Genomic DNA, 26063 nt, shown 5'->3' with positions numbered 1-26063 from the left:
AACTCCCGCCTGACCGTGCGCGAAGGTGCGCTGGTCCGGGCCGGGCAGGAAGTGGCCAAGGCCGGCTCCACCGGCCGCTCCACCGGTGCCCACGTGCACTTCGAGGTCTGGCAGAACGGGCAGGTCATGAACCCGCGCAAGTTCCTGGGCGAGGGTGGCAACACCCCGGTCGGCCGTCTCAGCCGGGGCTGATGTTTGCCGGGTGCGGGTGGCTTGAATCGCCAAGCCCCCGCCCCAAGCTACAATAGGCGTTGCCATAGACAGGGCGCATTGCGCCCTGTTTCGTTTGTGACGAGGTGAACCCGGGGGGGATCCTGCGTCGCGCGGCATTTCATTCAAACCGGTTCCTTCAATGATCAACAGCCTGCTTACCCGCGTTTTTGGCAGCCGTAACGAGCGCCAGCTGCGCCAGCTCAACCGTATCGTCGCCAAGATCAATGCCTTGGAGCCGGAGATCCAGACGCTCTCCGACGACCAGCTCAAAGCCAAGACAACCGCGTTCCGCGAGCGCATCGCCGGCGGTGAAACCCTGGACAAGGTGCTGCCGGAGGCCTTCGCGGTCTGCCGCGAGGCATCCAAGCGCGTGCTGGGCATGCGCCATTACGACGTGCAGCTGATCGGCGGCATGGTGCTGCACCTGGGCAAGATCGCCGAAATGCGTACCGGTGAAGGCAAGACCCTGGTGGCAACGCTGCCGGTCTACCTCAATGCGCTGGAAGGCAAGGGCGTCCACGTGGTCACCGTGAACGACTACCTGGCCCGCCGCGACGCCGCGCAGATGGGCAAGCTGTACAACTGGCTGGGCCTGAGCGTGGGCGTGGTCTATCCAGGCATGCCGCACGGCGACAAGCGCGAAGCCTATGGCTGCGACATCACCTACGGCACCAACAACGAATTCGGCTTCGACTACCTGCGCGACAACATGGCGCTGACCCGCGCCGACCGTTACCAGCGCGGCCTGCACTACGCCATCGTCGACGAAGTCGACTCGATCCTGATCGACGAGGCGCGTACCCCGCTGATCATCTCCGGCCCGGCCGACGATTCCCCGGAGCTGTACATCCGCGTCAACCGCGTGGTGCCGCATCTGATCCGCCAGGACGCCGAGGACGGCGAGGGCGACTACTGGGTGGACGAGAAGGGCAAGCAGGTCTACCTGTCCGAGGCCGGCATGGAGCATGCCGAGACCCTGCTGCGCGAAGCCGGCATCATCGGCGAGGACAACGACAACGGCCTGTACGCCGCGCAGAACCTGACCGTCGTCCACCACCTCAACGCCGCCCTGCGCGCGCACGCGATCTACCAGCGTGACGTGGACTACATCGTGCGTGATGGCGAAGTGGTGATCGTCGACGAGTTCACCGGCCGTACCCTGGCCGGCCGCCGCTGGTCCGATGGCCTGCACCAGGCGGTGGAAGCGAAGGAAGGCGTGCCGGTCCAGCGCGAGAACCAGACGCTGGCCAGCATCACCTTCCAGAACCTGTTCCGCATGTACAAGAAGCTGTCCGGCATGACCGGCACGGCCGACACGGAAGCCTACGAATTCCAGAGCATCTACGGCCTGGAAGTGGTGGTGATCCCGACCAACAAGCCGACCGTGCGCAAGGACCACCCGGACCAGGTGTTCCTCAACCGCACCGGCAAGTTCAACGCGGTGCTGGCCGACATCGAGGAATGCGCCAAGCGCGGCCAGCCGGTGCTGGTGGGCACCACCTCGATCGAAACCTCGGAGATGCTGTCCGAGCACCTGCGCAAGGCCGGCGTGAAGCACGAAGTGCTCAACGCCAAGCAGCACGACCGCGAAGCGACCATCGTCGCCAACGCCGGCCGCCCGGGCTCGGTGACCATCGCCACCAACATGGCCGGCCGCGGTACCGACATCGTGCTCGGCGGCTCGCTGGAAACCGAGCTGCACGAGCTGGGCGAGGATGCCACCGACGCGCAGAAGGCCGCGCTCAAGGCGGCCTGGCAGGAGCGCCATGACGCGGTGAAGGCCGCTGGCGGCCTGCACATCGTCGGCACCGAGCGCCACGAATCACGTCGTATCGACAACCAGCTGCGTGGCCGTTCCGGCCGCCAGGGTGACCCGGGTTCGTCCCGCTTCTACCTGTCGCTGGAAGACAACCTGATGCGCATCTTCGCCTCGGACTGGGTGCAGAAGGCGATGCGCCTGATGGGCATGAAGGAAGACGACGTCATCGAAGACCGCATGGTCAGCCGCCAGATCGAGAAGGCGCAGCGCAAGGTCGAAGCGCACAACTTCGACATCCGCAAGAACCTGCTGGACTTCGACGACGTCAACAACGACCAGCGCAAGGTGATCTACGCCCAGCGCGACGAGCTGCTGGACGCCGAGTCGGTCAAGGAGAACATCGACGGCATCCGCGGCGACGTGATCTACGACCTGGTGACCCGCTTCGTGCCGGCCAATTCGGTGGACGAGCAGTGGGACCTGCCGGGCCTGCAGGCCACCCTGCACGCTGAGCTGGGCGTGGAGATGGACGTGGTCGGGCTGGTCAAGCAGCACGAGGAGCTGGACGCCGAGGGCATCGCGCAGAAGGTCATCGCGTTCATGGATGAGCACTTCGCGCAGAAGGAAGTGTCCGTGGGCGTGGAAACCATGCGGGCGCTCGAGAAGCACGTGATGCTGACCGTGCTCGACCAGAGCTGGAAGGAGCACCTGGCCCGCATGGACTACCTGCGCCAGGGCATCTACCTGCGCGGTTACGCGCAGAAGCAGCCCAAGCAGGAGTACAAGAAGGAAGCCTTCGAGCTGTTCTCGGACATGCTGGAGAACGTCAAGCGCGAGGTGATCCTGATGCTGTCGCGCGTGCGTATCCGCAGCGAGGAGGAAGTGGCGGCGATGGAGGCGCTGGAGCGCCAGCAGGCCGAGGCTCGCCTGAAGATGTCGCAGTTCCAGCACCAGGACAACGGAGGCTACAGCGCCGACGAGGAAGCCGAGCAGGCGCTGGCCTCGGGCGAGGTCAAGGTCGGCCGCAACGACCCCTGTCCGTGCGGCAGCGGCAAGAAGTACAAGCACTGCCACGGCCAGTTGAACTGATCCACGAAACGCCCCGCGCAAGCGGGGCGTTTTCGTCATGGCGAGCGGCAGGAACGGCCTGGGCCGCGCCGCCGGTGCGGCCGGCCCCATGCATGCGGTGACCGCCGGGGATTCCGGTGCGGCAGGCTGCCGTGCTTCGCGGCCGCGGTCGCTCCCGCGGCTGGGTTTGATGTCTCGAATCCGGATCGTGGCGCACGGTTCCCGTTGCGCGTGCGGGCGCTTGTTCGGCATGCTCGTGGCATGAATTCCCCCCTGCGTTCAATCCACGTCGTGGCCGCCGTCATTGTCGATGCGCGCGGCCGCATCCTGCTCAACCGCCGCACCGGCAACAGCGACATGGCCGGCCTGTGGGAGTTCCCCGGTGGCAAGCGCGAACCCGGCGAAACCTCCGAGCAGGCGTTGGCGCGTGAGCTGCACGAAGAGCTGGGCATCGAGGCCGAGGTGGGCGAGTGGGTGATGGAGGTGCCGCAGCTCTACCCGGACAAGCGCCTGCGCCTGGAAGTGCGCATGGTGCGGCAATGGAAAGGGACGGCACGCGGCCGCGAAGGGCAGGCGATCACGTGGGTGACGCCGGACAAGCTGGGGCGCTACTCGATGCCGCCGGCGGACCTGCCGGTGGTGGCGGCGCTGCGCCAGCCGGAGTGCTACCTGGTCACGCCCGAGCCGCTGCACGGCGACGCGGCCTGGCTGGCCGGCATCGAGGCCGCCGTGGCTTCCGGCATCCGCCGGGTCCAGCTACGCACGCCGGTGGCCGCCGAGCGCCAGGCACTGGCCCGCAGCGCGGTGCAGCGCTTCGGGCGGGATCTGGAACTGCTGGTCAACCGCGACATCGCCCTGGCGCAGGAGCTGGGGGTTGGCGTGCACCTGGGCGGCGAGCAGCTGCTGGCGTTGGAGGCGCGCCCACTGCCGGCGACGCTGCCGGTGGCCGCGTCCTGCCACGACCTGGCGCAGTTGCAGGCCGCGCAGCGGCTGGGCTGCGACTTCGCGGTGCTCGGCCCGGTACGGGCCACCGCGACCCACCCCGATGCGACGCCGCTGGGCTGGGAGGCGTTCGAACGCCTGCGCGAGCAGGTGTCATTGCCGATCTATGCGATCGGCGGACTGGCGGCGGCCGACGTGCAGGCCGCGCGCCAGCATGGCGCCTTGGGCGTGGCGGCGATCCGTTCGCTGTGGCCGGCCGTGCTTACAGCGTGATCCAGAAGCAGTTGTACTGACGACGCAGCCGGAACACGGTGCGGCTCGGGGTGCTGCTGCGTGGCAGGGTCTGCTCCAGGCGCAGGCCGATGGGCCTGCGCGGCGTGTACTGCACGTTGGTGAGCAGGTGTTCGACCGGTGCCTCGGCGCTGCCATCGGCAGGGTCGACCGGGGTGCCGTCGGCATAGGTGAACGGTTGCGTGGGTGCCGGCGCGTAGGCAGGGGCTTCCGGGAACACCGGCGCGATGTCCACCAGCGGGCGCTGCACGATGTCATCCAGGCGGTCCATCACCCGCGTGGCAGCCTCGTTGGACAGGCCCGTCCACAGGTAGATGCCAGACAGCCGGTTGGGGTCGCGGGCGTCGGCGGCTGACTGGATGATGCCGACCACTTCGCTCAAGCGCCGCGCGCAGCTGTCGCGGTACAGGCCGCTGCTGCCGGCCGCCCGTGCGGGCGGCAACAGCCGCGCGCGGGCGCCCATCACTTCGCAGGGCTTGTCGCCGTACACGGTCTGGCCCTGCGGGTTGGTGCAGCGGTTGATCTGCTGTGCGGGCGCCTCGATGGCAGGCAGGGCGAGGCAGCTGAGCAGCAGGAGCAGGACGGTGCGCATCCGGCAAGGGTAACCACTGCCCCCGCAGGCCGGAAGTGATGCGGCGTGGGCCGGCTCAGCCGCGGTCGAGGCGCTGCAGTACCGCGTTGGTCGGCTTGGCCAGGTTGAGCGTGTAGAAGTGCAGCGACGGCGCGCCGCCGGCGATCAGGCGCTCGCACAGCGAAGCGACCACGTCGGCGCCAAACGCGCGCACCGACTCGGCGTCGTCGCCATAGGCCTGCATGCGCTTGCTGATCCAGCGCGGGATCTCTGCGCCGCACTGCTCGGAGAAGCGGCGTAGCTGGCTGAAGTTGGAGATCGGCATGACACCGGGAATGATAGGCACGTCCACGCCGAGCCGGGTCACCGCGTCGACGAAATGGAAGTAGGCATCGGCGTTGTAGAAGTACTGGGTGATGGCGGCATCGGCGCCGGCATCGATCTTGGTCTTGAAGTGGCGCAGGTCGGCCAGGGCGTCGTTGGCCTGCGGGTGCGTCTCCGGGTAGGCGCCGACCTCGATGCGGAAGGCGTCGCCATGCTCGGCGCGGATGAAGGCGATCAGCTCGGAGGCGTAGCGCAGGTCACCGGGGAAACCCATGCCCGAGGGCAGGTCGCCGCGCAGCGCGACCAGGCGCTTGACCCCGATGGCGCGGTACAGCTTGAGCAGCTCGCGGATCTCCTCGCGGGTGCCGCCGACGCAGGACAGGTGCGGCGCCGCCTGGAAGCCATGGTGCTGGTTGAGGTGGCGCACCGTCTCGGAGGTGTAGCTCAGCGTCGAACCGCCCGCCCCGAAGGTACAGGACACGTACTCGGGCGCGTGGCCCTTGAGCTTGGCGGCGGTGCGGTCCAGCTGGGCGCGCTGGTCGTCGGTCTTTGGGGGGTAGAACTCGAAGCTGATCGCGGTCATGGAGGGGGCCGGGCATGACGAATGCGAGCGATTGTATCTCTCCATCAAGATGGATGTGCAAATGTTTCAGGCGTGACCGCCCCGGATCAGTGCGCGCGCCGCGCGGCCCGCTGTGGCAGCAGCGCGATGCAGGCGACGATGGCGACCAGCAGCACCGCCGTGCCGGCGTAGCGGCTCAGGGCCAGGCCGCCGTGGTCCAGTGGCTTGTCCAGGAAGTCGCCGACCACCGCGCCCAGCGGCCGGGTCAGGATGAAGGCCGTCCAGAACAGGGCGGTGCGCGAGGTGCGGGTGGTCAGGTACAGCGCCGCGACCAGTGCCAGCAGGCCGCCGAACAGGGCGATGCCACCGCCATACCCCAGTCCCTGGGTATCGGCGGCCCAGTCGCCCAGCGCGGTGCCCAGGGTCTGCGAGAAGGTGATGGTCAGCCAGTAGAAGAATTCACTGCGCGGTTGGGTGATGCTGGCCACCGCGATGCTGCCGGTGCTGCGTTTCCACAGCCACAGCGTGGCCAACAGCAGGGCCAGCAGCAGCGCGCTGCCACCGCTGTAGCCAATGCCCAGCGAGCGGTCGACGTAGTCGGCCAGGGTGGTGCCCACGGTGGTGCTGGCGACGATGGCGAACCAGTACAGCCAGGGCTGGAAGTCGCGGCTGCGGATCTGCGCACTGACCGCGATGACGAACACGCCGGCAAACAGCGCGGTACCGACCAGGTAGCCCAGTCCCATCGACAGGGTGACCGCGTCGCCGCCGACCTCGCCCAGCGTGGTTGCGAGGATCTTGACCAGCCAGAAACCGAGGGTGACGGCGGGGACCTTGCTGAGCGTGTGCGTGGTCGACATGGCGCGGGTCATGGACGGGGATGGCCTACCTTCGGAGCGAGCGTGTCGGAGCCACGTCGTAGCCGGGGCGGCTGTTCATGCACCGGCCAGTTGCCGGCATCCGGGGCGTCGGGCGCGCGGCCCGGCCCTCCCCGGAGCGGCCCCGGTCGGCGGCTTCGGCTTGCATTGCGTCCCGGACAGGCGCATGACTGCGTTGCCCGGGTTCACCGGTTGTGCCGGTTGTGGCGGTAGCTGGCTGACCACGACCGATGGCAGGTGTCTGCCCGCCGGGCTTTGCGATGATCGACCTTCCTTTCCGTTGCCACTGCAGTTTCCCGGGAACCCGCATGAACACGTCCAGTGCCATCCGCCGCGACGTCGGCCCCATTGCCCTGATGCTGACCGGCCTGGGCTCGATCATCGGTTCGGGGTGGCTGTTCGGCGCCTGGCGCGCCGCGGGGCTGGCGGGCCCGGGGGCGATCTGGGCATGGATCCTGGGCGCGGCGATCATCCTGACCATCGCCCTGACCTATGCCGAGCTGGGCGCGATGTTCCCCGAGTCCGGCGGCATGGTGCGCTATAGCCACTACTCGCACGGGTCGCTGGTGGGCTTCATCGCCGCCTGGGCGAACTGGATCGCCATCGTCTCGGTGATCCCGGTCGAGGCCGAGGCCTCGGTGCAGTACATGGCGTCGTGGCCGTGGCAATGGGCCCAGGACATGTACGTGCAGATGCCCGACGGGCATGGCGAGCTGACCACGGCGGGCCTGCTGATCTCGGCGGTGTTGGTGGTGGTCTACTTCCTGATCAACTTCTGGAGCGTGAAGCTGTTCGCGCGCTCCAACAGCGCCATCACCGTGTTCAAGCTGGTGGTGCCGACCCTGACCGCGGTGGCACTGATCGCCAGTGGCTTCCACCACGAGAATTTCTCGGTGGGGCTGCACGGGGCCGGCAGCCCGACGCTGGATTTCGCCGCGGTGCTGACCGCGATCGCGACGGCCGGCATCGTCTTCAGCTTCAATGGCTTCCAGAGCCCGGTGAACCTGGCCGGTGAAGCGCGCAACCCGGGGCGCAGCATCCCGATGGCGGTGGTCGGATCGATCCTGCTGGCCACCGTGGTCTATGTGTTGCTGCAGGTGGCCTACCTCGGTGCGGTACCGCCGCAGATGCTGGAAAAGGCTGGCTGGCACGGTGTCGATTTCCGTTCGCCGTTCGCGCAGCTGGCGTTGCTGGCCAACCTGCAGTGGCTGGCGATGCTGCTGTACGTCGATGCCTTCGTCAGCCCCAGCGGCACCGGCATGACCTATACAGCCACCACCGCGCGCATGCTCTACGGCATGCAGCAGAACGGCACCGCGCCGCAGGCACTGGGGCGCATCCATCCGCGCTGGGGCGTGCCACGCCCGGCGATGTGGGTGAACCTGGCGGTGTCGTTCCTGTTCCTGTTCTTCTTCCGTGGCTGGGGCACGCTGGCGGCGGTGATCTCGGTGGCGACGGTGATCTCGTACATGACCGGTCCGATCAGCGCGATGTCGCTGCGTCGCACCGCGCCGGGCCTGCACCGGCCGCTGCGCGTGCTCGCGCTGCCGTTGCTGGCCGGGGTGGCATTCGTGATGGCCACCGAGCTGCTGTACTGGGCGCGCTGGCCGCTGACCGGGCAGATCATCCTGCTGATGGTGGTGGCGCTGCCGGTGTACTTCCATTACCAGCGCAAGATCGGATGGCATGACTTCGGCCGCCAGTTCAAGGGCGCGCTGTGGCTGGTCTGCTACCTGCCGATGCTGGCGCTGGTGTCGTGGCTGGGCAGCACCACCTTCGGTGGGCGGGGCCTGCTGCCGTACGGCTGGGACCTGGTGCTGGTGGCCGCGATCGGCATCGTGTTCTACGTGTGGGGCGTGAAGTCGGGCTGGCGCACGCCCTCGGTGGAAGTCGCCGAGCACGAGGCACGCGCACACGGTTGAGCTGGCGGGTGTCCCCGCGGCGTGGTCGTATCACCGACAATGGGCGCAGGTTTCCACAGGTTCGCCCATGTCGATCTTCCTCACGCCGTTCGCCCGTACCCGCCTGTTCCCGCGCACGCCGCGCCCCAACACCATCCGTGACTGCACCGCCGAGGAGTTCGAGCAGCACCTGAACACGCACGCGGCCGAACGCGTGCTGGACGGCTATGCGCCGTTCTGCAAGCTGCACGTGTACCGCAACTGGACCGGCACGCGCTGCCTGACGGTGCCGGTCACCGACGACAACCGCCACCTGCTGCGTTCGGGCTATGAAGCACGCACGCGCGAGGAATTGCCGGTGCTGGTGCGCTGGTTCGAGGGCGTCGAACCGCCGGTGGCCGAGTACCTGGTGGTGATCCTGTACAGCCGCGAGCAGTTGCAGAAGGAAGGCTCGCCGATCGAAGCCGACTGGGGCGTGGTCGGTTGCCTGTACACGGCCACGCCGGAAGAGATCCCGATGGCGCCGATCACGATGATGCGCAACGCATTGGGCGTGGAGGAGGGGGGCTCGGGCGTGCCGATCGACCGCGCCGCGTACCAGCGCGCGGTCGCGTTCTGGGAAGACAACGCGAACTGGCGATGAGTACCGGCCTGCCGCGGGCGCGTCGGGCGTCGTCGTTGCGTTTCAGCGCGGGCTTCTTCCTGCTGGCGTTGCTGCTGTTCGCGCTGGAAGTGATCATCGCCATGCGCCTGCCGCATGTGTCATGGATCCGCGCCTACCTGGGGGACGTGCTGGTCGTGGTGCTGATCTACGCGGCGGTACGCAGCGCGGTGCGGGTCAACGACCTGGCACTGCTGCTGGCGGTGTTCGCCTTCGCCTGCAGCATCGAGTTCGCGCAGTATTTCACCGTCGCCGAGCGGCTGGGATTCGTGCGCGGTGACCTGATGTACACGGTGATCGGCAATACGTTCTCGTGGGCAGACGTGGCCTGTTATGCGGTCGGCTGCCTTGCAACGGCCGGGGTGGTGGTGTTGTTTCGGCGCTGATCGCCGCAGTTTCGCGTCCCTGTATTGCATGAATGCGCGTCGTGGCGACCTTTAGATGCGCTTAACGGGCACTGGCGTAAAGTAGTCCAGCTTGATGGCCGGCGCGCACCGCGCAGGGGAATTGTCTCCCGGCCATCCGGACAGCTGGCATTCCGCCTTTCCGGGCCTGGTTCCCGGTTCTTTCTGTCCCCGACCGTTCCCGTGGCCGCATGCCGCGGGTCATTCACTCGTGCGCATCACGGCCTGCGCCGGACGTTCCGTGCCCGGGCCTGCACGCATCCCACTCAGTAACGGGAGGACTGGTCCTGTATGTCTGCAGGTGATTCCACTATTCGCAATGAACCGCTCCAGATCGACGACATCACCGTCATCGACAAGGGCAAAGTCAAGAAAGCCGTCACCGCCGCCGCGTTGGGCAACGCGATGGAGTGGTTTGATTTCGGTGTCTACGGTTTTGTCGCCTTTGCACTTGGCAAGGTGTTCTTCCCGGAAGCCTCGCCCAGCGTGCAGACCATCGCCGCGCTGGCGACGTTCTCGGTGCCATTCCTGGTGCGTCCGCTGGGCGGCGTGTTCTTCGGCGTGATGGGTGACCGGTTCGGGCGGCAGAAGGTGCTGTCGGCCACCATCATCCTGATGGCGGTCAGCACGTTCTGCATTGGCCTGATCCCCTCGTACGACAGCATCGGCCTGCTCGCGCCGATCCTGCTGTTGCTGTGCAAGCTGGCGCAGGGCTTCTCGGTAGGTGGCGAGTACACCGGCGCGGCGGTGTTCGTCGCCGAGTTCGCGCCGGACCGCAAGCGCGGCTTCCTCAGCAGCTGGCTGGACTTCGGCTCGATCGCCGGCTTCGTGCTCGGGGCCGGCGTGGTGGTGGTGCTGAGCAGCATCCTTGGCGAAGCGCGCTTCCTGGAATGGGGCTGGCGCGTGCCGTTCTTCCTGGCCGCGCCGCTGGGCCTGATCGGCCTGTACCTGCGTCACGCCGCCGAGGAAACGCCGGCCTTCACCGAGCAGCTGGAGCGCATGGAGAAGGAAGACCAGGATGCGGTGGGCAGCGCCCCGCGCATTTCCTTCAAGGAGATCGTGGGCAGGTACTGGCGCTCGTTGCTGGCCTGCGTGGGCATCGTGCTGGTCACCAACGTCACCTACTACATGCTGCTGACGTACATGCCGACCTACCTGTCGCACAACCTGCACTACTCCGAGGACCACGGCGTGCTGATCATCATCGTGGTGATGATCGGCATGCTGTTCGTGCAGCCGGTGGTGGGGTGGGCCAGCGACCGCGTCGGCCGTCGTCCGTTCATCGCCGCCGGCAGCCTCGGCCTGCTGGTGGGTGCGGTGCCGGCCTTCCACCTGATCACCAGCGGCAACATCGGCCTGATCTTCGTGGGCCTGTTGTTGCTGGCGGTGCTGCTGAACTGCCTGATCGGCGTGATGGCTTCAACCTTGCCGGCGATGTTCCCGACCCGCGTGCGTTACAGCGCGCTGGCCACGGCGTTCAACATCTCGGTGATCATCTGCGGTGTGACCCCGACCGCGGCCGCCTGGCTGGTGGAGGTCACCGGCGACCTGATGATGCCGGCCTACTACCTGATGGCGGTGGCGCTGGTGGGGCTGCTCACGGCCTGGCTGATGCGCGAGACCGCCAACCGCCCGTTGCGCGGGGATACGCCCAATGCCTCCAGCCGCCGCGAGGCGCGCGAGCTGCTGCAGCAGGCCTACGATCACATCGAGGCCAGCGTCGGCGACCTGGATGTACAGATCGAGGGGCTGCAGGCGAAGATCGACGACCTGCAGCAACGCAAGCAGGTGCTGGTGGACCGGCATCCGGATCTAGTGTGACGTTCTGAACCACAACGCCCGCCATTACGGCGGGCGTTGCGTTCCCGACGCCGCCTGCGGAGCCGCTACCGGGACCGTGCTTCGGGTTTGCCGCCTGGCGCTCAGGCAGCCGGTGAAAGCGCCGGCACTTCACCGGCGATCAGGGCGTCGAAATAGTCGCCGGTGAGCCGCAGCTGCGCCTCGGCGCTTTCGGCGGCATTGACCACGGCGCGGAACGCCGCGTTCTCGGGGCGGTCCTTGGCGTACCAACCCAGGTGCTTGCGCGCGATGCGCACGCCTTGCGGCTCGCCGTAGAAGGCGTGCAGGTCGTTGAGGTGGCCGATCAGGATGTCGCGTACTTCCTGCAGCGACGGCGGCGGCAACTGCTCGCCGGTCGCCAGGTAATGCGCGATCTCGCGGAAGATCCACGGCCGGCCCTGCGCGGCGCGGCCGACCATCACCGCGTCGGCGCCAGTGTGCCTGAGCACCTGCTCGGCCTTCCGGGGTGAATCGATGTCGCCGTTGGCCAGCACCGGGATGCGCAGCATCGCCTTGATGCCGGCGATGGTGTCGTACTCGGCCACCCCGGTGTAATGCTGGTCGCGGGTGCGGCCGTGCACGGCCAGCGCGGCGATGCCGCTGTCCTCGGCGATGCGCGCGATGGTCGGCGCGTTGCGCACCTCGGCGCACCAGCCGGTGCGGATCTTCAGCGTCACCGGCACCTCGACGGCCTTGACCACCGCGTCGAGGATGCGCGCCACCAGCGCCTCGTCGCGCATCAACGCCGAACCGGCCCAGGCGTTGCAGACCTTCTTGGCCGGGCAGCCCATGTTGATGTCGATGATCTGCGCGCCGTGGTCGACGTTGTAGCGGGCCGCCTCGGCCAGCTGTTGCGGCTCGGTGCCGGCGATCTGCACGCTGATCGGTGCCGGCTCGCCGGCATGGTCCATGCGGTGGATGGACTTGCGGGTGTTCCAGAAGCGTGGGTCGCTGATGGTCATTTCCGATGCGGCCAAGCCTGCGCCCAGCCGCTTGCACAGCTGGCGGAACGGTTTGTCGGTGACGCCCGCCATGGGGGCGAGCACCACGTTCGGGGCGATGGTGTAGGGGCCGATCTGCATCTGCATATTCTAGTTGCCCGGCTGCGGGGCGGTGCCTGAACGGCATGACGGCCCGTTACCGGGCCGTCAGCGGGTCCAGCGGGGAACGATGACTCAGGCGGCGTCGGCCGGGGTCATGCGCGGCATCGACAGGGCGGCGCCCTCGTGCTCGGTGGAACGGGCGGCGTACTGGTTGGCGAAGCGCACGTGCTTGATGAAGGCCGCTTCCGGGGCATGGGCCAGTGAGGCGGCCAGGGCACCGTTGAAGGCATCGCCGGCACCGGTGGTGTCCACCACCTGCACCGACTCGGCGGCCACGCGGTAGTACGGCTGGGCGTCGCCACGCAGGCGGTCCTCGTCGTGCGAGACGAACACGCCCACCGCGCCGAGCGTCACCACCACGGTGTTGCCGGACAGCTTGCGGCACAGCGCGTGCAGGCTGGCGCCGTCCAGCGCGGCCACGTCGTCGGCCTCCACGCGCTCGCCGACATGGCGGCCGAGCAGGGCGGCGAACTCGGTTTCATTCGGGGTCAGCACGTCGGCCAGCTTGAGCAGGCCGATGGTCGAATGCGCATTGGCCGGGGCGGCGTTGAGCATGGTCAGCACGCCGGCCTCGCGGGCCAGGCCCAGCGCCTTCTCGATCGACTCCACCGGCGATTCCAGCTGCGCCAGCAACACCTTGGCGCCACCGATCAGGGCGGCGTTGGCCTCCATGAACGTCTGGCTCAGCGAAGCGTTGGCGCCAGCGCCGATCACGATCGAGTTGCGGCCGCGGGCGTCGACGTAGATGCCCGCGGTGCCGGTCGGTTCGCTGCTGGCCTCGGCCACCAGTTCGATGCCGTCGGCGCCGGCCAGCTGGCGGGCCAGGGCACCGCCTGCGTCATCGCCGAGCGCGCAGAGGAAGTGGGTGGCGGCGCCGGCACGGCGCGCGGCGACGGCCTGGTTGAAGCCCTTGCCACCGGGACCGGTGCTGTAACGACCGGCAATGGTCGCCCCCGGCGCGGGCAGGGCATCGCAGCGCCAGACGTGGTCGACATTGAAGGAACCGGCAACGACAACAGAACTCATGGAATCTACGTCTCTAAGGTGGCTGATGGATCAGCCGAAATGGGTCAGCACGCCGGCGATGGTAGCGGTCATCAGGGTGGCGATGGTGCCGCCCAGCACGGCACGCAGGCCGAACTTGGCCAGATCCTGGCGGCGGTCCGGGGCCAGGCCGCCAATGCCGCCCAGCTGGATGGCAATCGAGCTGAAGTTGGCGAAGCCGCACAGTGCATAGGTGGCGATCAGGCTGCCTTCGGCGCTCAGCGACACGCCCGGCACCTGGCCGTTGATGATCTTGGACAGGTCCATGTAGGCCACGAACTCGTTGATCACCAGCTTCTGGCCGATCAGCGAGCCGACCGTGGTGGCGTCGGCCCACGGGGTGCCGATGACCCAGGCGATCGGGGCCAGCACGTAGCCGAAGATGGTGGCCAGGTTGGTCGGCTTGCCGAGTGCGCCGGCCAGGCCGGTGACCTCGCCCAGCCAGGTCAGCGGGGCGTTGAGCAGGGCGATCAGGGCGATGAAGGCCAGCAGCATGGCGCCGATGTTCAGGGCCAGCTTGAGGCCGTCGGCCGCGCCGCCGGCGGCGGCATCGATGATGTTGGAGGAGGTTTTCTCCACTTCCATCTTCACCGTGCCACGGGTCAGCGGGGTGCCGGTTTCCGGCACCAGCAGCTTGGCGATCACCAGCGTGGCCGGGGCGGCCATGATCGAGGCGGCCAGCAGGTGCTTGGCGTAGAAGGCCTGGGCGACCGGGTCGCCGCCGCCGAGCATGCCCACGTAGGCCGCCAGCACGCCGCCGGCGATGTGGGCCATGCCGCCGATCATCATGGTGATCAGCTCGGACTGGGTCATCTTGGAGATGTACGGGCGCACGGTCAGCGGCGCCTCGGTCTGGCCGATGAACACGCTGGCGCAGACGCTGGTGGTCTCGGCGCCGGACACGCGCATCACCTTGGTGATGGCCCAGGCCATGACCTTGACGATGGCCTGCATCACGCCCAGGTGGTACATCACGCCCATCAGCGCCGAGAAGAAGATGATGGTCGGCAGCACCTGGAAGGCGAAGATGAAGCCGTACTTGGGCACGTCCATCAGGCTGCCGAAAATGAAGTTGGAGCCTTCATTGACGAAGCTCAGGATCTTGACGAAGCCCTGGCCCAGCCAGTCGAACACGTCACGGCCGCCGGGGACCAGCAGCACCAGCGCGGCGAAGGCGACCTGCAGGGTGATGCCCGTGCCGATCAGCTTCCAGTCCACCGCCTTCTTGTTGTTGGAAAACAGCCAGGCGATGCCGAGCAGCACCGCCAAGCCGAACAGGCCGAAGCCGATCCTGCCCAAACCTTCGACCATGATGAATCCCCGGGCATGCCCGCAAAAGACGCAAGCCTAGTGCAGCGGCCTATGCCGAGCAAGAATCACTGGCCCATATGCGCCCAACGGCCGCGATTGCGCCGGTATCGGCAAGGTCCGGGGCCCTGCCGGGCCAGGGCCGGCGGTTACACTGGCCCCCCGTCTGCGCCAGCCGCGGACTGCAAACCAGGAGCCAGCCATGCAATACCGTCGCCTCGGGTCATCCGGCCTGCAGCTTTCCGCATTGTCCTTCGGTGCGTGGGTGACCTTCGGCAGCCAGATCGGCCGGGATGAGTCCCGCAACCTGATCGCCGCGGCCTGGGACAACGGCGTCAACTTCTTCGACAACGCCGAGGGCTATGCCAAGGGCCGTGCCGAACAGGTGATGGGGGACGTGATCGTCGACCTGCGCCTGCCGCGTGATGGCTATTGCGTGTCCAGCAAGGTGTTCTTCGGTTCGGCCGAGGAGCCGGCGCCCACCCAGCGCGGGCTGTCGCGCAAGCACGTCACCGACGCCTGCCACGCCGCGCTCAAGCGCCTGCGGGTGGACTACCTGGACCTGTACTACTGCCACCGCCCGGACCCGGAGACCCCGATCAGCGAGACCGTGCTGGCCATGGACACGCTGGTCCGGCAGGGCAAGGTGCTGTACTGGGGTACCTCCGAATGGTCGGGCGCGCAGATCGCCGAGGCGGTGGCCTTCGCCCGCGCCAACCACCTGTATGCGCCGAGCATGGAACAGCCGCAGTACAACCTGTTGCACCGCGAGCGGGTCGAGCGCGAGTACGCGCCGCTGTACGCCGATGCCGGGTTGGGTACGACCATCTGGTCGCCGCTGGCCTCCGGCCTGCTGACCGGCAAGTACAACGACGGCATCGCCGCCGATTCGCGGCTCGGCCAGCCGTCGCTGGGCTGGCTGCAGGATGCGGTGCTGGGCGAGCCGGCCGACGACCGGCTGGGCAAGGTACGCCGCTTCAGCGCCGTGGCGGCGGAGCTGGGCGAGTCGCCCGCGCAGCTGGCCATCGCCTGGTGCCTGCGCAACCGCCAGGTATCGAGCGTGATCCTGGGCGCCAGCCGGGTGTCGCAGCTGCAGGAGAACCTGCGCGCGCTGGACGTGCTGGAACGCGTGGACGAGGCCGCCTGGCAGCGTATCGAGGCGATCTTCGCCTGACCCTGGCGGGTCTGGTGCCGCCGTAGACCTTCAATGAAACGCAAGGCGTCCCGGTTGCGGCCGGGGCGTCGCGGGAAGGGCGAGGTGTCCGTCGCTGCCATTCTCTGGAAAGTTTTTGAGAATGGGTCTTGCATTGGTATTGAGAATCATTATCATCAACTCCGTCCCCAGCACGGAACCACGATGATGTCCGCCCAGCCTGTCCTGCTCCGTCCCCGCACCCTCCACCTGCCGCAGCGTCCGGTGCAGCTGTTGTCGCCCGAGGGCGTCATCGACAGCGGCGCCCTGCTCAAGGGCCAGCGTGAAATCGTCATCCAGCACGGCGACAAGTTCTATCGCCTGCGCCATACCAGCAACGACAAGTTGATCCTCACCAAGTAAGCCTTGGTCGCGGCGGCCTGCCGCCGCCCGCCTGCCGGCGGCGTTTTCCCTTCCACGCCCGGCAGGCCCGATCCACCTCTCTCTCCCCCTTGGCCGCGACCGGATTGCCTGGCAATCCGGTCGCATCACCAAGGTTCTGTTTCCCGAACGCCTCCAGGTTCCCATGATCCGTCCAACCCTGTTGAGCGCCGCCCTGTGGGCGGTGTTGCCTTCCGCGCATGCCGAAAGTGCGAGCGCGCCCGCCGACACCCGCGACTTCGACCGCGTCCAGGTCACCGCGACCCGCACCGAGCGCGCGGTCAGCGACGTGGCAGCCACGGTGGACGTGATCGACCGCGAGCAGCTGGACCGGCAACTGGTGCATGACATCGGTGACCTGGTCCGCTACGAGCCGGGCATCTCGGTGACCCGCAGCGCGACCCGCTTCGGCCTGGGCGGCTTCCGTATCCGCGGCCTGGACGGCAACCGCGTGCTGATCCAGACCGATGGCATCAGCATGCCCAAGAGCTTCCTGATCGGCAGCTTCGCCAGTGCCAACCGCGACTTCACCGACCTGGAGACCCTCAAGCGGGTCGAGATCGTGCGTGGCCCGGCCAGTTCGCTGTATGGCTCCGATGCGCTCGGTGGCGTGGTCGCCTTCGTCACCAAGGACCCGGCGGACTACCTGAAGGACGGCAAGGACAGCTACGTCGGCCTGAAGTTCGGCTACGACGGGGACTGGAAAGGCCTGCTCGGCAGCGTGACCACCGCCTTCGGTGGCGAGCACTGGAGCGGCATGGTCAACGTCAACCACCGCCAGGGCCAGGAAACCGACAACAAGGGCACCGTGCGCAGCCAGGACTACACGCGCACCGCCGCCAATCCGCAGGAGCGCGATGGCCGCAGCGTGCTGTCCAAGCTGGTCTATGCGCCGGATCAAAGCCAGCGCTTCCGGTTGACCGTGGAGGGCAACGAGGACATCACCGATACCGATGTCTTCTCGGCGGTCAACGACACCCACCCGACGCCGTCGGCGCGCACCACCACCGGCATGACCGCGCATGACAAGCAGACGCGCGCCCGCGTGTCGTTCGCGCACGAGATGGATGCGGTGGACGCGGCCTTCGCCGACAGCCTGAGCTGGCAGGTGTACCGCCAGGATAGCGAGACCACCCAGGTCACCGATGAGGGCCGTACCAACGGCAGCCGTCGACACCGCCAGTTCAACTTCGACCAGCGCGTCTACGGCGCACAGGCACAGTTCAACAAGACGCTGCAAGGCAACGGCATCGAGCACGCGTTGACCTGGGGCTTCGATGGCGCATGGACCGAAATCCGCCAGAAGCGCGATGGCTACCAGGTGTCGGCGACCGGCGCGGTCAGCAGCACGATCCTGCCAGACGTGTTCCCGGTGCGTGATTTCCCGGTCAGCAAGACCACCGAGCTCGGCCTGTACGTGCAGGATGAAATGCGCATGGCCGACGGTCGCCTGTCGCTGGTCCCGGGCCTGCGCGTGGACCACTACCGGCTCACGCCGGAGCTGGACAGCATCTTCCGCGAGGACAACCCGGACATGGCGGTGGCTTCGCTCACCAAGACCAGCGTCTCGCCGAAGCTGGGCATGGTGTGGCGCTTCGATGAGCAGTGGTCGCTGTTCGCCGGCTATTCGCACGGTTTCCGTTCGCCGCCGTACAACGACGTCAACCTGGGCTTCACCAACGTGATGTTCGGTTACACGGCCATCCCCAACCCGGACCTCAAGCCGGAAACCAGCAATGGGGTCGAGTTGGGCCTGCGCTACATCGCGCCGGTGGCCTACGTCAGCGTCAGCGGCTACTGGAACGACTACAAGGACTTCATCGAGTCACAGCGCTTCGTCGGCACCAATGCACAGGGGCTGATGGTGTTCCAGTCGCAGAACATTTCCGAGGCGCGCATCTACGGCGCCGAACTCAAGGCCGGCGTGGACTTCGGCCAGCTCAGCACCGCGCTGGATGGCTGGTCGCTGCGCAGCGCGGTGGCCTGGTCGCACGGCCAGAACCGTACCGAGGACGTGCCGCTGGATTCGGTCGACCCGCTGCGCGGCACGCTGGGCCTGATGTACGACCGCCAGGCATGGGGCGTGGAACTGGCCGGCACGTTCGCGCGCCGCAAGGACCGCGTTGCCAGTGCCGCCACCTACCGCCCGGCTGGTTACGGCGTGCTCGACCTGATGGCGCATTGGCAGTTTGCACCGGGAGCCACGTTCAACGTCGGGGTGTTCAACCTGGGCGACCGCACCTACATCGACTGGTCCGGCATCACCTCCACGCTGGCCACCGGCAGCACGGTGGTCGACCGCTTCAGCAACCCGGGGCGCACGGTGTCGGCAAGCCTTGCCGTGTCCTGGTAACCCTCCCGCTTCAGGCCGGTTCCTCCAGGGGCCGGTACGAGGGAACGCGACCGGGCCAGGGAAGGCGCCTTTCATCGTGTCACCCACTTCGCCACGTACGAGGAATGCCTCATGACGTTTCATCCCGCCAGCCTGCTGCTGTTGACCGCCGTGAGCGGTCTGGCCAGCGCAGCGCCCGCCAGCATCACCCGTGACCACGACAGCATCCTGGCCATGCAGGGCCAGTACACCGTGGATTTCGCCTTCGACGAGACCGTGCTGCTCAAGCCCGGCTATGAACGTGCGCCGGCCATGCGCAGTGGCGGGGATGAGGTGGTGGTGGTGGTCGAGGACAGCCCGACCCGCATCGTGCTGCAGCATCTGCTGGTCGATGCCAAGAGCGGGCACGTGACCAAGCACTGGCGCCAGGACTGGGTGTACCAGGCACCGAGCCGCTTCGAGTTCAGCGCCGATCAGACCTGGCAGGTGCGGCCGGTCGATGCCACGTTGAACCAGGGCGCCTGGACGCAGTGCGTCTACGAAGTCAGCGACGCCCCGCGCTACTGCGGCACGGGCAAGTGGACCTATGACAACAACGTGCCGACCTGGACCAGCGACACCAGCTGGCGGCCGCTGCCGCGCCGCGAGTACACCCGGCGCAGCGACTACAACGCGCTGGCGGTGGTGAACCGGCACACGCTCACGCCCAATGGCTGGACCCACGAGCAGTTCAACACCAAGGTGCAGCGCAACACCGACGGCAGCCAGGTGGAGATCGCCCGCGAGTTCGGCTTCAACGATTACGTCAGGACCACCGAGGTCGACTTCACCCCGGCGCTGGACTACTGGAAGGCAACTGCCGGCTTCTGGGCGCAGGTGCGCCAGCGCTGGGCGGCCCACCTGGACAAGGCGCCGGGCGTGCACCTGAAGACCAAGCTGGACGGCATGGCGATGATCATCCCGCTGTTCGAGCAGGCCGAGGCCGTGCAGGGCGGTGCGGCCGTGGACACCGCGAAGATCGACGCGGTGTTCGTGCAGTTCGTCGAGCCCGCCCCGTAGGAGCGGACCTGGCCGCGAAGCCGGCAAGGCCTGCACTCGCAGGAATCGCATCGGCCAATGCGGTACCGGCTTCGTGCTTGAAGGCGCTCCTGCCGTCCGGGGCGCCTTACTCCTTGAACATCAACAGCGCCGCGACCACGATCAGGCCGAACGCGGCCCAATGGTTCCACTTCAGCGGCTGGCCCAGGTACACGGCCGAGAACACCGCGAACACCACCAGGGTGATCACTTCCTGCATGCCCTTGAGCTGCGGCGCGGAATACACCGCGCTGCCAAGCCGGTTGCCCGGCACCTGCAGGCAGTACTCGAAGAAGGCGATGCCCCAGCTGACCAGGATCACCGTCATTAGCGGCGCGGTCTTGAACTTGAGGTGGCCGTACCAGGCGACGGTCATGAATACGTTGCTGGCGATCAACAGCAGCACCGGGTACAGGTAGGCGGTGAAAGGCATCGCGGCCATGTGCAGATTCGTCGTGAGGGGCCGATAGCTTAGGGCCGAAGGCCGTGAGCCGGCCTTCATCGGCGGGCTCGAATGGTTTCCGAAGCAACCAATTGGCACATGCCGTCTTCACGCGGTATCTACCCGGGGTACGTCATGTTTCACAAAGCTGAAGACTGAGGAGGCTCCATGCGACAGACAAAGGAATCGTCCGGCCTGGTACTGGTTGTCGAAGACAACCGCAACATCTCCGAAATGATCGGTGAGTACCTGGAAGGCAAGGGGTTTGAGGTTGATTACGCGGTCGATGGTCTGGACGGCTACCGCCTGGCGGCCGAGAACAGCTACGACGTGGTGGTGCTGGACCTGATGCTGCCACGGCTGGACGGCATCGAGGTCTGCCGCCGGTTGCGCAACGAGGCACGCAAGTCCACGCCGGTGCTCATGCTGACCGCACGCGACACGCTGGACGACAAGCTCACCGGGCTGGGATACGGCGCCGACGACTACCTGACCAAACCCTTCGCGATCCAGGAGCTGGAAGCGCGCCTGCGTGCGTTGATCCGCCGCGAGCGTCGCCAGGTGGGTGCCGAGGTGCTGAAAGTGGCCGACCTGGTGCTGGACCCGGTCAGCATGCGCGCCACCCGCGCCGGTAGCGAGCTGCAGCTCTCCCCGATCGGCCTGCGCCTGCTGACCATCCTGATGCGCGAATCGCCGCGCGTGGTGACCCGCCAGGAGATCGAGCGGGAGATCTGGGGCAATGGCCTGCCGGACTCCGACACCCTTCGCAGCCACCTGTACAACCTGCGCAAGATCATCGACAAGCCGTTTGATCGCCCGCTGCTGCATACCGTACAAAGCGCCGGTTACCGCATCGCGGACATCGGCCAGCCGATGGGCTGAGGCACATGCGGTGACCGGACAATGAGCAGGCCGTCGCGCCTTTGGGGGCGCGACGGCCTTTTCGTACCAGGACGCGCGTCGGCCGGTGGGCGGGCATCCTTATAATCACGCGTGCTTCGGGGGGAGGCAGATGCCTTACGGGTTGTCGCGCAAAATCAGGATCGCATTCATCCTTCAGGCGCTGCTGGTGAGCCTGGCGGTCCTGGTGGGCGGCTACCTGGTGACGCAGGTGATCCGGCACGGGCTGGAAGAAGTGAAGCTGCAGGAAGAGGCGGCCCACTACTGGCAGGCGCGGGCCAAACACCCGGGCAAGCCACCTCCCGACACCCACACCCTGCAGGGCTATCTGTGGCTGCAAGGGCAGCCACCCGATGGAATTCCGGTCGCCCTGCGTACGCTTTCCCCGGGGTTCCATGAACTCAAGGCCAGCAGCCAGCGGGTGCTGGTCGACCCGCAGCCGGCCGGGCGGCTGTACCTGGTGCTGGAGCGCTCGCAGACCGAGCGCAATGCATTCTGGTTCGGGGTGGTGCCGGTACTGCTGGTACTGATCGTGATCTACGCGGTGTCATGGCGGACCTACCGGGTCTCGCGGCGCCTGGTCTGGCCGGTGAACTGGCTGGCACGCAGGGTGTCGCAGTGGGACCCGCGCCGTCCCGATGCCGGGGAGCTGGCACCGGAGCGGTTGCCGGCCGAGGTCAAGGGCGAAAGCCTGCAACTGGCGTTGGCACTGCATGCGATGGCCGGGCGCGTCGCCGCGCATGTGGCCCGCGAACGCAACTTCACCCGCGATGCCAGCCATGAACTGCGGACCCCGTTGACGGTGATCCGCATGGCCAGCGACATGGCCCTGGCCGACCCCGAGCTGACCCCGCGCCTGCAGCGCAGCCTGCAGCGGATCCAGCGCGCCGGGCGCGACATGGAGGCGGTGATCGATGCCTTCCTGCTGCTGGCCCGGGAAGTGGACGTGGAGCCGCAATCGGAACGGTTCGATGTCGGCGACCTGGTCCGCTACGAGGCCGGGTTGGCCGAGGAGCTGCTGCGCGGCAAGCCGGTGGAGCTGCGGGTGTCCATCGACGGCCGCCACCCGCTGCTGGCGCCACCGCGGGTGATGCACGTGGTGGTCGGCAACCTGCTGCGCAACGCCTGTACCTACACCGACGTCGGCCTGGTCGAGGTCACGGTGTCCCACGGCCAGTTGACGGTGCGCGACACCGGCGTCGGGATGTCGCCCGATGCCCTGTCACGGGCCTTCGAGCCGTTCGTCCGCGGCGAGCACGGCAATTCGCTGGGGCTGGGCCTGAGCATCGTCCGGCGGCTGTGCGAACGCTGCGGCTGGCAGATCAGCCTGGACAGCCGGGAGGGGCAGGGCACCGTGGCGGTGGTGCGCTTCAGCTGAGCGGCGGCCGGTTCCGGGAAGTGAACGGGCAGATGTGGCAAAATTGCTTATTGCCTATCCGCAACCGGTGTCATCGTTCATGGCAGCTCCCCTGTTTGATCTGTACCCGCCGCGCCGTGACGCGGCGACTGGCAAGGTGTGCCATGGCTGACCAGACCGGCCATATGCCGCGCGGCCCGGGCCGCATCTTCAAGGCGGCCCAGTGGTCCTGGCAGGGCCTGCGCGCGGCCTGGCTGCACGAGTCCTCGTTCCGCCTGGAGGTCTACCTGTTCGTGGTCCTCACCCCGCTGGCGCTGTGGCTGGGGCAGACCCCGGTCGAGCAGGTCCTGATGATCGGCTCGATGCTGCTGGTGCTGGCCATGGAGCTGGCCAATTCGGCCATCGAGGCCGTGATCGAGCGCTATGGCCCGGAGTACCACGTGCTGGCCGGCCGCGCCAAGGACATGGGTTCGGCGGCGGTGTTCGTGCTGATGATGAACGTGCTGGTGTGCTGGGGCTTGTTGCTGGTTCCCCGTCTTTTCTGAAACCACGCGCCGGGTGGCGCGGGGTAGTTGGGTTCTATTGAAGGATTGCGTGCATGTCTTTTGAGTTTCTTGCCGACCCGAACGTATGGGTCACGCTGTTCATGCTCAGTGCGCTGGAAATCGTGCTGGGCATCGACAACCTGGTGTTCATCTCCATCGCGGTGGGGCGCCTGCCCGAGCACAAGCGCCCGCTGGCGCGTCGCGTCGGCATCGCGGTGGCCTGCATCACCCGCATCCTGCTGCTGATCTCGCTGGCCTACCTGGCGCACATGGAGAACAACCTGTTCACCATCGCCGGGATGGGCATCTCCATCCGCGACCTGGTGCTGATCGTCGGCGGCCTGTTCCTGCTCTACAAGGGCATCAAGGAAATCCGCGAGCTGGTCAGTGGCGGTGAAGACGCCGACCCGACCACCACCAAGGCCTCGGCCGCGTTCGGCATGGTGATCGCGCAGATCGCGGTGATCGACATCGTGTTCTCGCTGGACTCGGTGATCACCGCCGTCGGCATCGCCGACCACGTGCCGGTGATGGTCTGCGCGGTGCTGCTGTCGGTGGCGGTGATGCTGCTGGCGGCCAACCCGCTGGGCCGCTTCATCGACGCCAACCCGACCGTGAAGCTGCTGGCGCTGGCCTTCATCCTGATGGTCGGCACGGTGCTGGTGCTGGACGGCTTCGATGTCCACGTGCCCAAGCCCTACATCTACGCGGCGATGGGCTTCTCGGTCCTGGTCGAGTGGCTGAACCTGCTGATGCGGCGCAACGCCAAGCAGCACCACGTACCGGGTTCGGAAGACTGGTAAACGAATCACAAAGGGCCGGCATTGCCGGCCCTTTGCTTTGGCACACGCTGCACCCCGGCCGTGGCATGCTCGGCACTCCGACGTCCAAGGACCCGACCATGCGCCAGTTCCTCCGCTTGATGCTGCTCGTCGTGGCGGCAATCTCCATTTCCGGGTGTGGCTACAACGCCATCCAGCAGAAGGACGAGGCGGTCAAGGCCGGCTGGTCCGAGGTGCTGAACCAGTACAAGCGCCGCGCCGACCTGATCCCCAACCTGGTCAACACCGTGCAGGGCTACGCCCAGCAGGAGCGCCAAGTGCTGACCGAGGTCACCAACGCCCGCGCCAAGGTCGGCCAGATCCAGGTCAACGCCGACGATGCCGACTCGCTGGCCCAGTTCCAGCAGGCCCAGGGCGAGCTGGGCAGCGCGCTGTCGCGGCTGCTGGTGGTCAGCGAGAACTACCCGACGCTGAAGTCGGACCAGAATTTCCGTGACCTGCAGGCGCAGCTGGAAGGCACCGAGAACCGCATCACCGTCGCCCGCGGCCGCTACATCCAGCTGGTGCAGGACTACAACACCTACATCCGCTCGTTCCCGCAGGTGATCACCGCCAAGATGTTCGGCTATGCGGCCAAGCCGAATTTCAGCGTGGAGAACGAGGCACAGATCGCCCAGCCGCCGGCGGTCAACTTCGGCAACCAGCAGCCGCAGCCGCCGGCACCACAACCGGCGCCTGCGCCGGCGCAGTGAGTTCGTGCCGATGACCGGCCTGCTGCCGCGGCTGTGGCTGCTGCTGTGCCTGCTTGGCGTGGGCTGGGCAGGCGTGGCGGTGGCCCAGCAACGGGCCCCGATCCCGCCGCTGGACTCGCCGGTGGTGGACGCCACCGGCACCCTGGACACAGCGCAGAAGCAGGCACTCGAGCAGCAGGCGCTGGCCCTGCAGCAGCGCAAGGGCAGCCAGCTGCAGGTGTTGATCGTGCCCACCACCCAGCCCGAGGACATCGCCCAGTACACCACCCGCGTCTTCGACGAATGGAAGGTCGGGCGCAAGGGCGTGGATGACGCGGTGTTGCTGGTGGTGGCCAAGGACGACCGGCGGGTACGCATCGAGCCCGGCTACGGGCTGGAAGGGGCGATCCCCGATGCCATCGCCAACCGGGTGATCCAGGAGTACCTGGTGCCGCATTTCCGCCAGGATGACTATGCCGGCGGCATCACCGCCGCCACAGGGGTGCTGGTCAAGCTGATTGATGGCGAGCAACTGCCGGCCCAGGTCAGCAGCAACCACGGGCGCAAGGACGGCGGCGAGGACAGCTTCCTGTTCGCGATCGGCATCGGCGTGGTTGCCGCGGTGCTGATGCGCCTGCTGTTGGCGCGGCAGCCCAAGGCCGTGCGCGGCTTGCTTGCCGCGGTGCTGGCCGGGCTTGCCGGTGCGCTGTTGCTGACGCTGGCCAATGGCGTGATGGCGGCCTTCGCCGCGCTGTTCTTCTCCTTCGGCAGGGCTTCGGGCGGCTTCGCCCGTGGCGGGGGCGGGGGCTGGGGGAGCGGGGGCTTTGGCGGTGGCGGAGGATTCGGCGGCGGCGGTGGCTGGTCCGGCGGCGGCGGGCGATCGGGAGGCGGTGGCGCCTCGGGGAGTTGGTGATGCGCTGGTTGCGCCATGTGTTCTCGCCCTCGGCCCATGCGGTTTTCCCGGAAGCCAGCCTGGAGCGGATCGCCCGGGCCATCGCCGACGGTGAGCGCCAGCACGGCGGCCAGGTGATGTTCGCCGTGGAGTCGGACCTGTCCTTGCCGATGCTGTGGCGGGGCGTGGATGCCCGGCAGCGCGCCGAGCATGCCTTCGCGGTGCTGCGCACCTGGGACACCGAGGCCAACAACGGGGTGCTGATCTACCTGCTGCTGGCCGACCACGCCATCGAGATCGTGCCCGACCGCGGCCTGTCGGGCCGCATCGAGGCCGGGCAGTGGCAGCAGGTCTGCGAGCACCTGCGCGTGCAACTGGGCAGTGGCGACCGCGAGGCGGCCGTGTTGGCTGCCGTGGCCGAGGTCTCGCAGCTGCTGGCCCGGCACTTTCCCGCCGACCCGGACCGACCACGCGGCAACGAGTTGCCTGACCGCCCGCAGCTGCTTGGCTGAGTGGGCGGTTGACGCAGGGAATGCAGCCCCGAGAATAGGACTTCGTTCGCCA

25 protein-coding genes are annotated in these 26063 nt (G+C 67.5%); 18 read left to right on the top strand and 7 right to left on the bottom strand.

Annotation, left to right across the window (positions count from 1 at the left end):
- The 3 genes from VA603_RS05930 to VA603_RS05920 form a co-directional block, all read left to right on the top strand.
- Nucleotides 1-192, top strand: a 192-nt coding sequence (locus VA603_RS05930; protein ID WP_323438231.1) for a M23 family metallopeptidase, incomplete at its 5' end; no start/stop codon positions are given.
- A 160-nt stretch (nucleotides 193-352) separates the two neighbouring features.
- The gene (secA, locus tag VA603_RS05925) at nucleotides 353-3061 is read left to right on the top strand and encodes a preprotein translocase subunit SecA (protein ID WP_323438230.1); all 2709 of its coding nucleotides are present in this window, start codon (nucleotides 353-355) and stop codon (nucleotides 3059-3061) included.
- Nucleotides 3062-3301: 240 nt separating this feature from the next.
- A complete protein-coding gene (locus tag VA603_RS05920) occupies nucleotides 3302-4255 on the top strand; it encodes a Nudix family hydrolase (protein WP_132864976.1) in 954 nt (317 codons plus the stop codon).
- Here the strand turns inward: VA603_RS05920 and VA603_RS05915 are convergent.
- The 3 genes from VA603_RS05915 to VA603_RS05905 form a co-directional block, all read right to left on the bottom strand.
- A complete protein-coding gene (locus VA603_RS05915) occupies nucleotides 4245-4865 on the bottom strand; it encodes a DUF4124 domain-containing protein (protein ID WP_132864975.1) in 621 nt (206 codons plus the stop codon). The two genes, VA603_RS05920 and VA603_RS05915, sit on opposite strands and share 11 nt — an antisense overlap.
- A 55-nt stretch (nucleotides 4866-4920) precedes the next feature.
- A complete protein-coding gene (metF, locus tag VA603_RS05910) occupies nucleotides 4921-5751 on the bottom strand; it encodes a methylenetetrahydrofolate reductase [NAD(P)H] (RefSeq protein WP_132864974.1) in 831 nt (276 codons plus the stop codon).
- An 86-nt stretch (nucleotides 5752-5837) separates the two neighbouring features.
- Entirely contained in the window at nucleotides 5838-6590 is a 753-nt protein-coding gene (locus VA603_RS05905) for a COG4705 family protein (RefSeq protein ID WP_323438229.1), read from the bottom strand.
- Between the two features lie 326 nt (nucleotides 6591-6916).
- On the opposite strand from VA603_RS05905, the gene VA603_RS05900 reads away from it, so the two are divergent.
- The 4 genes from VA603_RS05900 (at nucleotide 6917) to proP (ending at nucleotide 11395) form a co-directional block, all read left to right on the top strand.
- Nucleotides 6917-8530 (top strand): APC family permease, encoded by a 1614-nt coding sequence (locus VA603_RS05900; protein WP_132864972.1) that lies wholly within the window; start codon nucleotides 6917-6919, stop codon nucleotides 8528-8530.
- Between the two features lie 67 nt (nucleotides 8531-8597).
- Nucleotides 8598-9152 carry a DUF3228 family protein gene (locus VA603_RS05895; protein WP_313252674.1) on the top strand — a complete coding sequence of 185 codons (555 nt, stop codon included), beginning with the start codon at nucleotides 8598-8600 and terminating at the stop codon, nucleotides 9150-9152.
- A complete protein-coding gene (locus VA603_RS05890) occupies nucleotides 9149-9556 on the top strand; it encodes a ribosomal maturation YjgA family protein (RefSeq protein ID WP_323438228.1) in 408 nt (135 codons plus the stop codon). The genes VA603_RS05895 and VA603_RS05890 overlap by 4 nt, the downstream gene beginning before the upstream one ends.
- Before the next feature lie 309 nt (nucleotides 9557-9865).
- A complete protein-coding gene (proP, locus tag VA603_RS05885) occupies nucleotides 9866-11395 on the top strand; it encodes a glycine betaine/L-proline transporter ProP (protein WP_132864969.1) in 1530 nt (509 codons plus the stop codon).
- 101 nt (nucleotides 11396-11496) lie between these two features.
- Here proP and dusB read toward each other — a convergent pair whose 3' ends face one another.
- From dusB to VA603_RS05870, 3 genes are all read right to left on the bottom strand, one after another.
- Nucleotides 11497-12495, bottom strand: a complete 999-nt coding sequence (dusB, locus tag VA603_RS05880) for a tRNA dihydrouridine synthase DusB (RefSeq protein ID WP_323438227.1) — start codon at nucleotides 12493-12495, stop codon at nucleotides 11497-11499.
- Nucleotides 12496-12588: 93 nt separating this feature from the next.
- On the bottom strand, nucleotides 12589-13542 hold the full coding sequence (locus VA603_RS05875; protein ID WP_132864967.1) for a ribokinase: 954 nt from the start codon (nucleotides 13540-13542) through the stop codon (nucleotides 12589-12591).
- 30 nt (nucleotides 13543-13572) lie between these two features.
- Entirely contained in the window at nucleotides 13573-14871 is a 1299-nt protein-coding gene (locus VA603_RS05870; RefSeq protein ID WP_132864966.1) for a NupC/NupG family nucleoside CNT transporter, read from the bottom strand.
- Between the two features lie 199 nt (nucleotides 14872-15070).
- Between VA603_RS05870 and VA603_RS05865 the strand changes: the two genes are divergently transcribed.
- The 4 genes from VA603_RS05865 to VA603_RS05850 all read left to right on the top strand — a co-directional run bounded on the left by VA603_RS05865 (nucleotide 15071) and on the right by VA603_RS05850 (nucleotide 19832).
- On the top strand, nucleotides 15071-16042 hold the full coding sequence (locus VA603_RS05865; protein WP_323438226.1) for a potassium channel beta subunit family protein: 972 nt from the start codon (nucleotides 15071-15073) through the stop codon (nucleotides 16040-16042).
- 186 nt (nucleotides 16043-16228) lie between these two features.
- On the top strand, nucleotides 16229-16423 hold the full coding sequence (hemP, locus tag VA603_RS05860) for a hemin uptake protein HemP (RefSeq protein ID WP_132864964.1): 195 nt from the start codon (nucleotides 16229-16231) through the stop codon (nucleotides 16421-16423).
- Between the two features lie 163 nt (nucleotides 16424-16586).
- Nucleotides 16587-18794: a TonB-dependent hemoglobin/transferrin/lactoferrin family receptor gene (locus VA603_RS05855; protein WP_132864963.1), complete on the top strand. Its 2208-nt coding sequence runs from the start codon at nucleotides 16587-16589 to the stop codon at nucleotides 18792-18794.
- Between the two features lie 111 nt (nucleotides 18795-18905).
- Nucleotides 18906-19832 carry a DUF6607 family protein gene (locus tag VA603_RS05850; protein WP_323438225.1) on the top strand — a complete coding sequence of 309 codons (927 nt, stop codon included), beginning with the start codon at nucleotides 18906-18908 and terminating at the stop codon, nucleotides 19830-19832.
- Nucleotides 19833-19938: 106 nt separating this feature from the next.
- On the opposite strand, the gene VA603_RS05845 is transcribed toward VA603_RS05850, so the two are convergent.
- Nucleotides 19939-20292, bottom strand: coding sequence for a DMT family protein (locus VA603_RS05845; RefSeq protein WP_132864961.1), 354 nt, complete (start codon nucleotides 20290-20292; stop codon nucleotides 19939-19941).
- 168 nt (nucleotides 20293-20460) lie between these two features.
- Between VA603_RS05845 and VA603_RS05840 the strand changes: the two genes are divergently transcribed.
- The 7 genes from VA603_RS05840 to VA603_RS05810 all read left to right on the top strand — a co-directional run bounded on the left by VA603_RS05840 (nucleotide 20461) and on the right by VA603_RS05810 (nucleotide 26011).
- On the top strand, nucleotides 20461-21174 hold the full coding sequence (locus VA603_RS05840; RefSeq protein WP_057633435.1) for a response regulator transcription factor: 714 nt from the start codon (nucleotides 20461-20463) through the stop codon (nucleotides 21172-21174).
- Between the two features lie 130 nt (nucleotides 21175-21304).
- Complete coding sequence (locus tag VA603_RS05835; RefSeq protein ID WP_323438224.1) at nucleotides 21305-22570, top strand: sensor histidine kinase; 1266 nt, start codon at nucleotides 21305-21307, stop codon at nucleotides 22568-22570.
- A 143-nt stretch (nucleotides 22571-22713) separates the two neighbouring features.
- The gene (locus tag VA603_RS05830) at nucleotides 22714-23094 is read left to right on the top strand and encodes a diacylglycerol kinase (protein WP_132864959.1); all 381 of its coding nucleotides are present in this window, start codon (nucleotides 22714-22716) and stop codon (nucleotides 23092-23094) included.
- Between the two features lie 53 nt (nucleotides 23095-23147).
- On the top strand, nucleotides 23148-23897 hold the full coding sequence (locus tag VA603_RS05825) for a TerC family protein (RefSeq protein WP_132864958.1): 750 nt from the start codon (nucleotides 23148-23150) through the stop codon (nucleotides 23895-23897).
- Between the two features lie 98 nt (nucleotides 23898-23995).
- Entirely contained in the window at nucleotides 23996-24628 is a 633-nt protein-coding gene (locus VA603_RS05820) for a LemA family protein (RefSeq protein ID WP_132864957.1), read from the top strand.
- 10 nt (nucleotides 24629-24638) lie between these two features.
- Nucleotides 24639-25520, top strand: coding sequence for a TPM domain-containing protein (locus VA603_RS05815; protein WP_323438223.1), 882 nt, complete (start codon nucleotides 24639-24641; stop codon nucleotides 25518-25520).
- Nucleotides 25520-26011 carry a TPM domain-containing protein gene (locus VA603_RS05810; RefSeq protein ID WP_132864955.1) on the top strand — a complete coding sequence of 164 codons (492 nt, stop codon included), beginning with the start codon at nucleotides 25520-25522 and terminating at the stop codon, nucleotides 26009-26011. Before VA603_RS05815 ends, VA603_RS05810 begins: the two co-directional genes overlap by 1 nt.
- Nucleotides 26012-26063: the final 52 nt, after the last annotated feature.

The sequence above is a fragment of the Stenotrophomonas capsici genome, from assembly GCF_034961085.1.
Lineage (GTDB): Bacteria > Pseudomonadota > Gammaproteobacteria > Xanthomonadales > Xanthomonadaceae > Stenotrophomonas > Stenotrophomonas capsici.
Note: the sequence above shows the minus strand (reverse complement) of the source record. Positions and strands in the feature narration are given on the sequence as shown.